Annotated in this window: 10 protein-coding genes; 7 read left to right on the forward strand and 3 right to left on the reverse strand. The window is 64.3% G+C overall.

Features of this window, described 5'->3' with window-relative positions; genetic code table 11:
- On the forward strand, positions 1 to 594 hold a 594-nt coding region (locus RIF85_RS12495; RefSeq protein ID WP_309072229.1), incomplete at its 5' end, for a prolyl oligopeptidase family serine peptidase.
- Positions 595 to 599: 5 nt separating this feature from the next.
- Here the strand turns inward: RIF85_RS12495 and RIF85_RS12500 are convergent.
- Entirely contained in the window at positions 600 to 2,225 is a 1,626-nt protein-coding gene (locus tag RIF85_RS12500) for a gamma-glutamyltransferase (RefSeq protein WP_309072230.1), read from the reverse strand.
- Between the two features lie 401 nt (positions 2,226 to 2,626).
- Here RIF85_RS12500 and paaI point away from each other — a divergent pair, with 401 nt between their 5' ends.
- From paaI to RIF85_RS12525, 5 genes are all read left to right on the forward strand, one after another.
- Positions 2,627 to 3,124, forward strand: coding sequence for a hydroxyphenylacetyl-CoA thioesterase PaaI (paaI, locus tag RIF85_RS12505; RefSeq protein WP_309072231.1), 498 nt, complete (start codon positions 2,627 to 2,629; stop codon positions 3,122 to 3,124).
- Positions 3,121 to 4,452, forward strand: coding sequence for a phenylacetate--CoA ligase PaaK (paaK, locus tag RIF85_RS12510; RefSeq protein WP_309072232.1), 1,332 nt, complete (start codon positions 3,121 to 3,123; stop codon positions 4,450 to 4,452). The genes paaI and paaK overlap by 4 nt, the downstream gene beginning before the upstream one ends.
- A 56-nt stretch (positions 4,453 to 4,508) precedes the next feature.
- Positions 4,509 to 5,111: a TetR/AcrR family transcriptional regulator gene (locus RIF85_RS12515; RefSeq protein ID WP_309072233.1), complete on the forward strand. Its 603-nt coding sequence runs from the start codon at positions 4,509 to 4,511 to the stop codon at positions 5,109 to 5,111.
- A gap of 58 nt (positions 5,112 to 5,169) precedes the next feature.
- Entirely contained in the window at positions 5,170 to 6,000 is an 831-nt protein-coding gene (locus RIF85_RS12520) for a DUF427 domain-containing protein (RefSeq protein ID WP_309072234.1), read from the forward strand.
- Positions 6,001 to 6,153: 153 nt separating this feature from the next.
- Positions 6,154 to 6,972 carry a type IV toxin-antitoxin system AbiEi family antitoxin domain-containing protein gene (locus RIF85_RS12525; protein WP_309072235.1) on the forward strand — a complete coding sequence of 273 codons (819 nt, stop codon included), beginning with the start codon at positions 6,154 to 6,156 and terminating at the stop codon, positions 6,970 to 6,972.
- A 68-nt stretch (positions 6,973 to 7,040) separates the two neighbouring features.
- Here RIF85_RS12525 and paaZ read toward each other — a convergent pair whose 3' ends face one another.
- The gene (gene paaZ / locus RIF85_RS12530) at positions 7,041 to 9,125 is read right to left on the reverse strand and encodes a phenylacetic acid degradation bifunctional protein PaaZ (RefSeq protein WP_309072236.1); all 2,085 of its coding nucleotides are present in this window, start codon (positions 9,123 to 9,125) and stop codon (positions 7,041 to 7,043) included.
- A gap of 158 nt (positions 9,126 to 9,283) precedes the next feature.
- On the opposite strand from paaZ, the gene RIF85_RS12535 reads away from it, so the two are divergent.
- Positions 9,284 to 9,643 (forward strand): PaaI family thioesterase, encoded by a 360-nt coding sequence (locus tag RIF85_RS12535; protein WP_309072238.1) that lies wholly within the window; start codon positions 9,284 to 9,286, stop codon positions 9,641 to 9,643.
- A 3-nt stretch (positions 9,644 to 9,646) separates the two neighbouring features.
- On the opposite strand, the gene RIF85_RS12540 is transcribed toward RIF85_RS12535, so the two are convergent.
- Positions 9,647 to 9,973, reverse strand: a 327-nt coding sequence (locus RIF85_RS12540; RefSeq protein WP_309072237.1) for a tyrosine-protein phosphatase, incomplete at its 5' end; no start/stop codon positions are given.

Here is a 9,973-nt window from a genome sequence, read left to right on the forward strand (position 1 = left end):
AGCGGGAAGAAGCTCGCGAAGAAGAACACTTTCACGGACTTCGTGGACGCGACCACCCATGTGGCCGAATCCGGCTGGGTCGACCCGGAGCGCATTGCTGCGATCGGCGGATCAGCCGGCGGGTTGCTGATGGGCGCGGTTGCCAACCTTGCCCCCGAGAAGTACCGGGCGATCGTCGCGCAGGTTCCCTTTGTGGATGCTCTGACAACGATTCTGGACCCGGAACTCCCGCTCTCCGCGCTGGAGTGGGAAGAGTGGGGCAATCCCATCACCGACCCGGACGTCTACCGGTACATGAAGGAATACACCCCGTACGAGAACATCCGCCCGACGGCGTATCCCCGCATCGCTGCGGTAACCAGCTTCAATGACACCCGGGTGCTCTACGTTGAACCTGCGAAGTGGGTAGCCCGGCTGCGGGAAGTGACGACGGGCAGTGAGCCGATAGTTCTCAAGACCGAGATGGACGGCGGCCACGGCGGCGCCAGCGGACGCTACGAGCAGTGGAAGGACGTGGCCTGGGACTACGCCTTCGTGGCCGATGCGCTGGGTGCGACCCGCGTTCTTTCGGGGACAGCCAGCGTGATGGGGTAACGCCGTCAGGGCACTACGACGCCGCTTGCCGTCTGGTTCCGCGGCTCGGCTCCGATCTGCGCTACGGTGCCGTCCTCGCTGAGTTCGATCATGTTGGCTGTGCCGAAGATGCCGACTCCTACCGCGATGTTGTGCCCTCGTGCGCGCAGGTCCGCGATGCCTGCAGGTGGGAAGCTGGTTTCCACATGGAGAATGTTGTCGGCCGGGTGCGGGAAGATTGAGGCCGGGAACGCTGTGCTCACGAAACGCGGCTGAGCGACCGCTTCCTGGGGTTCAAGCCCGAAGGCGACCACGCTCATGAATTGCTGGAGCTGTGCCTGCGGCTGCGTGTCGACGCCGGTATTCCCTCCGAGAAGATACGGCCGACCGTTCCGTAGCACCATGTATGGGTTCGATGTGTGCCGTACTGTGGCACCGGGCGCGACGACATTCACGTTGCCGGGATCCACTGACATGAACTTCATGCGTTCGTTGATGTGGATGCCGGTATCTCCCACCACCAGGAACTGGCCTCCGAGGCTGGTCGTCACCGCCGCCGCGTTTCCCTCGCTGTCGGTCACGTGAAAGGTGGTGGTATCGCTCGACTGCCGGTCCAGTCCGGCCTCGATCGGCCACTCGGCGGCGCTACCCATGTCGATGCGGCCGCGCAGCTGATCTGCGTAATCATCCGACAACAGCTCCTCGACGGGCACCGGCGTTCGATCAGGATCGCCGACGTACGCGAACCGGTCAGCGAAGGCGAGCTTCACGGCTTCAATCTGGCGATGGATCACGTCCGGTTCAGCTGGCGACCTGCCGGACCAGTCCTCCGCTTTGAGGATGTTCAACGCCTGAAGCATCGCGATGCCCTGGCTGTTCGGCGGATTCTGCAGAACCCGGATACCGTCGGCCCAGTCGATCGAGATGGGCGCCACCAGCTCGGCCTCGTACCGGGCAAAGTCCTCCAGTGTGAGGTAGCCGCCGAACTGGTCGGAATACTGCACGATCGCCTCTGCGAGCGGACCGCGGTAGAAGTAGTCACGCGCCGCCTGGATGCCCGCCGCGTGACGGGCGGTTGTCTCGCCGGCGGCGGCAGCGCCGTCGTCGTACGCGGTTGCCAGTGCTTCCAGCGTGGCCGCGAGGTCCGGTTGGGTAACTGCCTGCCCGGTAGCGACGAGAGCTCCGTTGCGCAGGTAGAGCTCGCTGAGTTGGGGGCTGTTGCGGATGTCCTGTTCCTGCTGTGTCAGCCAGAAGGTCATCTCCGAGCTGACCGGGTAGCCCGCCCTCGCTATGTCGATTGCGGGCGCCAGAACCTGGCGCAGCGGCAGTTCTCCGTGATCCCGCAGCCAGAGCATCCACCCGTCCCAGGCGCCCGGCAGGATTGCCTGATGCATCCCATACTCGCCTGCCCGGGGCGTGTAGTCCTCGAGCGTCGCCTTGCTCCCCACCGGCCCCACAGCGTTGAGGCTGGTGACGTCCCGGGTGCCGCCGTCGTAGTAGAGCGCCCAGGTGTCGCCGCCGAGCACGCTCGAGTAGTAGGGCTCCACGACGGTGAGGACGGACGCGACAGCGACAGCGGCATCGGCTGCTGATCCCCCAGCCGTGAGGATCGCGGCGCCTGCTTCCGTCGCCTGGAAATTCGAGGAGACCACGGCTTGAACCTGGGGTTGCAGTTCGGGCCCAGCGCTCGTCGGTGACGGCTGTGGGACGGCGGATGTGGATGCCGGCGGTCCCGGTGGTTCTGACTCCGTGGCCGCGGCTACTGGTGAGGGAGTGCGATCCGGACCGGAATCCTGGGCTGTGCACGCGGTGACGGTAGACCCGGCGCAGAGAACGATGGCCAGGAACCGGACAATCGGATGCCGCATGTGCGTACCCCTTTCGCGGAGCGACGCTGTGCGGAAAGAATAGCAGCGGACACCGCCGACGGGCAGCCCCTTCAATCGCTCGTTGTGTGCTTCATATTCCCCGGAAGGATCCACATCTTCTTGACAGTCAGGGGCGTTCCGGTATTACCTAATGAACGATCGGTAAATAATTCTGAGAGGCCTCCATGAGGGACACTGACGTCCGCCCTGTTCATCCCATGCTGGAGAAGGACTATGCCTCCCAGTGGCTCGGCGTCGAGGTGCTGCACTTAGGCGACGGGCATGCCACGGCCACCATGCGGGTACGCGAGGAAATGCTCAACGGCTTCGGCATTGCCCACGGCGGAATGATCTTCGCCTTCGCCGACACAGTGTTCGCACTGGCCTGCAACCCTGTCAGCGAAACGGAAACGATAACGGTTGCATCCGGCGTCGACATCAATTTCCTGTCCTCAGCGCTGCCCGGCGAGATCCTGACCGCCGTCGCCACTCGAACCAGCGCAACCGGGCGCAGCGGCATCTACGACATCACGATCACCGCGGGCCAGGACGGCGGCGCGCCTGATGCGGAGCGCACTGTCGCCCTCTTCCGTGGACGCTCGCGAACCGTCCCGAACCGCCGGAACCGAAACCTGACACCAACGGGAAGCCTGCCCGACTCTTCCGAATCGAGGAACGCATGACCACCACCGCCATCAAGGCGACCGCTGCCGACCCCGCCACCCTCGATCCTGAGGAGAGCTACGACCGGGGCCGGATCGAGGAACTGCAGCTTGAACGCCTGCAATGGACGGTGAAGTATGCCTACGAGAACGTGGACCTGTACCGCCGCAAGTTCGACGACGCCGGCGTCCACCCCGGTGACCTTCGGGAACTTTCGGACCTGGCGAAGTTTCCCTACACCACCAAGGAAGACCTGCGCCTGACCTACCCCTTCGGAATGTTCGCCGTCCCGCAGGAGCGCGTTGCGCGAATTCACGCCTCATCCGGCACCACCGGACGTCCCACCGTCGTCGGCTACACCTCCGGCGACCTCGACCGTTGGGCGACGCTTGTTGCGCGCTGCCTCCGCGCGAGCGGGGTCAAGAAGGGCGACAAGGTCCACAACGCGTACGGATACGGGCTCTTCACGGGCGGACTCGGTGCACACTTCGGAGCCGAGAAGCTCGGCTGCACGGTGATCCCCATCTCCGGCGGCCAGACCGAACGCCAGGTGCAGCTCATTCAGGATTTCCAGCCTGACGCAATCCTCAGCACCCCGACGTACCTCCTCACCATCCTCGACGCGATGGTGGCGGCCGGAATCGATCCGCAGAGCACGTCCCTCAGGACGGCGGTTCTGGGCGCTGAGCCCTGGACGAACCAGATGCGCCAGGAGCTTGAGCATCGCATGGGCTTTGATGCCTGCGACATCTACGGACTATCCGAGGTGATGGGTCCTGGTGTGGCAGGTGAGTGCGTTGAGACCAAAGACGGTTCGCACATCTGGGAGGACCATTTCCGTCCCGAGATCATCGACCCCTTCACCGATGCAGTCCTGGACGACGGCCAGCCTGGGGAGCTTGTCTTTACTTCCCTCACCAAGGAAGCGCTTCCGATCATCCGTTACCGTACGCACGATCTGACCCGACTGCTCCCCGGCACCGCCCGACCGGGTATGCGCCGCATGGACCGCATCACGGGACGGAGCGACGACATGATCATCCTGCGCGGCGTCAACCTCTTCCCGACCCAGATCGAGGAGATCGCGCTACGTATCCCCGCGCTCAGCCCGCACTTCCAGTTGGAGCTCACACGCCCGGAAGGTCAGCGCATGGACCAGCTGACCGTCAGGATCGAACCGCGGGAAGGCGTCAGCGCCGATGAAGCCGCCGCGGCGGCGTCGGAACTGAGCCAGCAGATCAAGATCCACATCGGGTCCAGCTGCGCGGTGTCCGTCGTCGAAAGCGGGTCGCTGGCGCGCTCGAGCGGGAAGCTGCGGCGCATCTACGACCTGCGCCCGAAAGCCTGACCCCCAGTGTTCACGGTGGCGCTGTCTGACCGAACGTTCGTGCGAAAATAGCCGGTATGCCCAGTTCACAGGCCGCTACCCGACGCGGACGACCCGGATACGACCAGCAGACCGTGCTCAACATCGCCGTTGATGTCTTCAACCGGCACGGTTATGAGGCGACCTCAATGGGAGTCCTCGCCGACAACCTGGGCATCAGCAAGTCAGCGATCTACCACCACGTGCCATCGAAGGGTGACCTGCTGCGGCTTGCCCTCGACCACGCCCTCGGCGGGCTCGAGGACGTACTGACTCATGCGGAGGCGACGTCCGGCAAAGCGGACCAACGGCTCGAGTACGTCTTGCGCGGTACGATCAACGTCCTGGCCGAGCGGCTTCCCTTCGTGACTCTCCTGCTGCGGTTGCGCGGCAATACGGAGGTTGAGCGCGAAGCCCTTGAGCGCCGTCGTGCGTTTGACCACCAGGTTGCAGCGCTGGTTGAGGCTGCCCGGTCCGAGGGGTCCATCCGCAAGGACATAGACCCACGGACCACGACGAGGCTACTGTTCGGCACGATCAACTCCGTTGTCGAATGGTACAAGCCAGGGGGTCCGCTGACCCCGGAGAAGCTCGCAGACGACGTCATCGCGATGGCGTTTGAGGGTTTACACCACGTCTGACTATCCCCGGGGAAGCGGCGCGCTTGACTGATGCGCATCCTGAGCGGACGCTGATGCTATGTCCGTCAAGCTCTCCGACACCATGCTGGGTATACTCTCCGACCTTCGGTATGAGCCCACGTCGAAACGGGTTCGGGGTGACCTCGGTGAGACCACGGTCATCGATACCCGACGGGCTTTGCTTGTCTGGGAACCGAAACGGGTGACGCCGATCTTCGCGGTGCCCGAGGAGGATCTCCGGGCGGAGCTGTCTGCCGCCATGTCAGGGCACGAGGCGGGCGAAGAATATCCGGTAGCGATCATGCTCGAGGGTCCGCCGGTCCTCGACCCGCGGACGCCCTTCAGCCGGCACACCACCACGGGGACTCCCCTCACCATCACCGCAGCCGGCGCCGTCCTGCCGGGCGCGGCATTCCGCCCGGATGACCCTGCGCTGGCTGGATATGTGCTGCTCGACTTCGATTCCCTGAGCTGGCGCGAGGACGACGAATCGATCATCGGGCATCCGCGTGACCCGTTCCACCGCATCGATATCCGCGACTCCGCTGACCGCATCACCGTACAGATGGACGGCATCACACTCGCGGATACGTCCCGCGCCGCCGTCCTGTATGAAACGCTCCTTCCCCCGCGGCTCTACATCCCGCCCGAGGACGTGAGGTTTGATGCGCTGGAGCCAAGTGCAACCACGACTGTCTGCCCTTATAAGGGCCAGGCAAACTACTTCTCCTACCCAGGCTCGCCGAAGGGGAAGGACGTCGCATGGCAGTATGATTCCCGCTTCCCCGACGCAACGCAGATCCATGGCCTGGTGTGTTTCTTCAACGAGCGCGTCGATGTTCTTGTCAACGGCGAGCCCCAGCCGAAGCCCGTCACCCCCTGGTCCTGACCTCCCCGGTCCCGTCAAAGGCGCCTCGTCAGCGGGATTGTTCGGACTATCCCGCTCAACATCTTCCGTGGACGGGATCTCCCGTTGAGACAGATGTCCACATAGGGCCATCTCCCCCACCACGGTTGGGCACTCGCACCGAGCATGGATGGCATGGACATCGTGCGTGAGGTTGCAGGAAAAGGTGGCGTGGCCCGTCGACGAGAACTCGAGAAAGCGGGATTCAGCGGTCACGAGATCCTCAAAGCCGTCCAGGATGGACGGCTGAGCCGTCCGATTCGCGGAGTGTACGTGACGCCCGATGCAGACCCTGCACTCTTGGCCGCTGCGTGCGTCAAAGCCGAACTTGCATGTGTGAATGCCGCTGAGAGACTGGGCCTCTGGATCCTCACAAAGCCTCGCTTTATCCACGTCTGCGTTGATCATGGACGTCCCCTCGAGGGAAACTTCCGGGTACACCGCTCGGCGAAGCAGCTGACGCCGCTGGACATTTGCCTGCAATGCATGCGATGTCTTCCGGAGCTTGAGGCATTGTGCGTGGTGGAGTCTGCCGTAGTGAAGCGGCTTGTCACGCTCCAACAGTTGCGCAGCCGTACGGGTGGCGCACGGGATCGTAAACTTCGACGCATCGTGGGGATGATCGACCCGCACTCGCAATCGATCCTGGAGACAGCTGCGCGATACCGCCTGAAGGCCGGTGGGTTTTCGGTACAGACGCAGGTCTACGTGAAAGGCGTTGGGCGTCTCGACTTATTCGTGGAGGGCATCCTAGGCATTGAAGCCGACGGCAGAGAACACCACACCAATGCGAAGGAGTTCGAGGAGGACAGGCGTCGCGGGAACGTTCTAATGCTCAATGGGACGCCCATGCTGCGGGCGACCTACGAATTGATCGTCAACCGACCGGAGGAGTTCATTGAACTGGTTCGACGAGGGATTGCGAAGTACCGTCCCACCAAAGTTGCAGGTTGACTGGGATTGTCCGGACTATCCCACCGAACGCTCATGTTCGATGGGACTGTCCGGACAGGAACGCCGGCCTACTTCTCGACGAGGGTCAGGACGTCGTACGTCGCGACAATCTCGTCGTTCTGGTTCGTCAGCACCGCGTCCCAGGCCACCTCGCCGTACTCCTCGTCCTCGCGCGGCGTGATGCGCTTCGCCGTCAGGGTCACGCGGATCGAGTCACCGGCGGCGACGGGCGTGATGAACCGCAGGTTCTCCAGCCCGTAGTTGGCGAGGACCGGACCCGGCGCAGGTTCCACGAACAGGCCTGCACCCCACGAAAGCAACAGGTACCCGTGCGCCACAATCCCCGGGAAGAACGGGTTCGCGGCAGCGGCTTCTTCGTTGGTGTGGGCGTAGAACTTGTCCCCGGTCGTGTTCGCGAACGCGGTGATGTCCTCCAGGGTTACCTGGCGGAGGTCAGAGCGCACTGCGTCGCCGATGCGTAACGTTGCCAGGTTCTTCCGGAACGGATGCTCCTCGTCGAAGTTCCGGTCAGCTCCGGTGTGCCAGACACCGGTGATGGCGGTCAGCATGTTCGGTGAACCCTGCAGGGCTGTGCGCTGCATATGGTGCAGCACGGACCGGATGCCTCCGAGCTCCTCACCGCCGCCGGCGCGTCCCGGCCCGCCATGGACGAGATGAGGCACGGGCGACCCATGCCCTGTCGAGGACCGTGCATCCTCGCGATTGAGCAGCAGCACCCGGCCATGGTGGGCAGCAATGCCCGTCACCAGCTCGCGGGCAATATCCGGGTCGTTGGTGCACACGGTCGCCACCAGCGAGCCCTCGCCCATGGCCGCCAGACGGACCGCGTGCGCGACGTCGTCGTACCCGACGACCGAGGCTACAGGGCCGAAAGCCTCCACCGTATGGAGCTCGACGGCGTCGGCGTTCTGCCAGGTGAGGAGGACTGGAGCCATGAATGCGCCGTCCTCAGCGACATCCACGGTGCCGTCGGCGTGGGTCACGCGCGGGGAATCGAGGGTGCCATACGCAAGCTCTCCGCCCGCAGCCAGCATGGACTCGACAGCGGCCCGTACGCTGCGCAGCTGCTCCACAGAGGCGAGCGCCCCCATGGTTACACCTTCGGCGCGCGGGTCACCGAGCGTGACGCGCTGTTCGATGCGTTCGCGGGCGGCAGCAACGACGTCGTTCACCAGCGCCTTCGGAACGAGCGTCCGGCGGATACTGGTGCACTTCTGGCCGGCCTTGACGGTCATTTCCGTGACAAGGGACTTGATGAAGGCGTCGAATTCGGGGGTGCCCGGTACGGCATCCTCGCCAAGGATTGCCGCGTTGAGGGAGTCCGTCTCGGAGGAGAAGCGCACACCGCCGGTGGTGACGTTCTCATGTGACTTCAGCCGGTTCGCCGTCGACGCTGAGCCCGTGAACAACACGAGATCCCGGTAGTCGAGGTGGTCCAGGATGTCGCGGGCAGGACCGGAAATGAGCTGCAGCGATCCCAGCGGAAGGAGGTTCGACTCAATGATGAGCTTGACGACGGCGGCCGTCAGATACCCCGTCGGAGTTGCAGGCTTCACGATCGTGGGCACGCCGGCCAGGAAGGCGGGCGCGAGCTTCTCCAGCATCCCCCAGACCGGGAAGTTGAAGGCGTTGATCTGGACGGCGGCTCCGGGAATACGTGTGTAGATGTGCTCTCCGATGAAGGACCCGTCCTTCGACAGCACCTCCACCGGCCCGTCGATGACCACCTGCGCGTTGGGCAGTTCCCGCCGCCCCTTCGATCCAAAGGTGAAGAGCACGCCGATACCGCCGTCGATATCCACCATGGAGTCGATCTTGGTGGCACCGGTGCGCGCGGACAGCTCATACAGGTGCTCCCGCTGCCCGTTCAGGAACTGCGCGAGGGCCTTGAGCTTGAGGGCGCGCTGGTGGAACGTGAGCTTCCCGAGCTCCTCCTGGCCCGTTGTGCGCGCATAGTCGACGACGTCGGCCGTGTTGAGCCCACTGGTGCTGACCAGGGCGAGCATCTCGCCGGTACTGGCGTCACGCACCTCGCTGGCGTTGTCCTCGGAGAGGGTGTGCTGGTCGGGGGTCCACCAGGCGTCGCGGATGAAGCTGGGGACGATGTCCACGCTGAGGGCGGTCGAAGTCATCGTTGACCTTTCGCGTTCGGGAGCTCAAGAAACATTACTGAACGGACGTTCGGTAATATGTCCAGAGTACATGAACGCCCGATCCCGCCACACCCCACAAGGAGCCCAAAGTGACCGTCGAACCCTGGCAGATTACCCTCGGCGAACTCGACGAGAAGATGGGCGTGAAGATCCTCGAGCAGTCGGTCGAGCGGGTCGTCGCGACCATGCCGGTGGAGGGCAACCGCCAGTCCTTCGGCCTGCTGCACGGCGGCGCGTCACTGGCTGTCGGAGAGGCCGTCGGCTCCTGGGCGGCCGTCATCCACGCGAGCACCCTCGGCAAGACTGCTGTGGGCGTCGACGTCTCCGCCACGCACCACAAGTCCGCCCGCAACGGCACCATCACCATCACCGCCACGCCGATTCACCTGGGGCGCACCCTCACCACCCATGAGGTGCTGATCACCAACGACGACGGCGGCCGCCTCTGCACCCTGCGCATCACCAACCTGCTGCTGGAGAAAAAGCCGGAGAACTAGGTCCTACGAGGACAGCCGCGCCCGGACCGCCTCTAACTCCTCCGCCGAAAGCCCCGCGCCCCGGAGATACGACTCCGCGTCAAACCCCTCGAGCAGATCGAGCAGGTGGGCTCTGGCGCGTGAAATCCACTCCTGCAACTGCTCCGGTGACTTCGGCTGCTCTCGCGGACGCTCCTGCGAACGGTGGTGTTCATTGATTCCCTGCACGGCGAGCGCATAGTCATCCGCTATGTCCTTCTGCGGTACGCCCATGAGCGCAAGCAGCACCGCGGTCACCATGCCGGTGCGGTCGCGCCCCGCCGCACAGTGCACGACGACGGCGCCCTCCGC

Origin of the sequence: Arthrobacter sp. (assembly GCF_031179385.1) — a bacterium.
Taxonomy (GTDB): domain Bacteria; phylum Actinomycetota; class Actinomycetes; order Actinomycetales; family Micrococcaceae; genus Arthrobacter_D.

What these genes read in the sequence shown, in the direction of transcription:
- paaI (WP_309072231.1), top strand. Translation starts at nt 2,627, where the DNA reads ATGAGGGACACTGACGTCCGCCCTGTTCATCCCATGCTGGAGAAGGAC.
- paaK (WP_309072232.1), top strand. Translation starts at nt 3,121, where the DNA reads ATGACCACCACCGCCATCAAGGCGACCGCTGCCGACCCCGCCACCCTC.
- RIF85_RS12515 (WP_309072233.1), top strand. Translation starts at nt 4,509, where the DNA reads ATGCCCAGTTCACAGGCCGCTACCCGACGCGGACGACCCGGATACGAC.
- RIF85_RS12520 (WP_309072234.1), top strand. Translation starts at nt 5,170, where the DNA reads ATGTCCGTCAAGCTCTCCGACACCATGCTGGGTATACTCTCCGACCTT.
- RIF85_RS12525 (WP_309072235.1), top strand. Translation starts at nt 6,154, where the DNA reads ATGGACATCGTGCGTGAGGTTGCAGGAAAAGGTGGCGTGGCCCGTCGA.
- paaZ (WP_309072236.1), bottom strand. Translation starts at nt 9,125, where the DNA reads ATGACTTCGACCGCCCTCAGCGTGGACATCGTCCCCAGCTTCATCCGC.
- RIF85_RS12535 (WP_309072238.1), top strand. Translation starts at nt 9,284, where the DNA reads ATGGGCGTGAAGATCCTCGAGCAGTCGGTCGAGCGGGTCGTCGCGACC.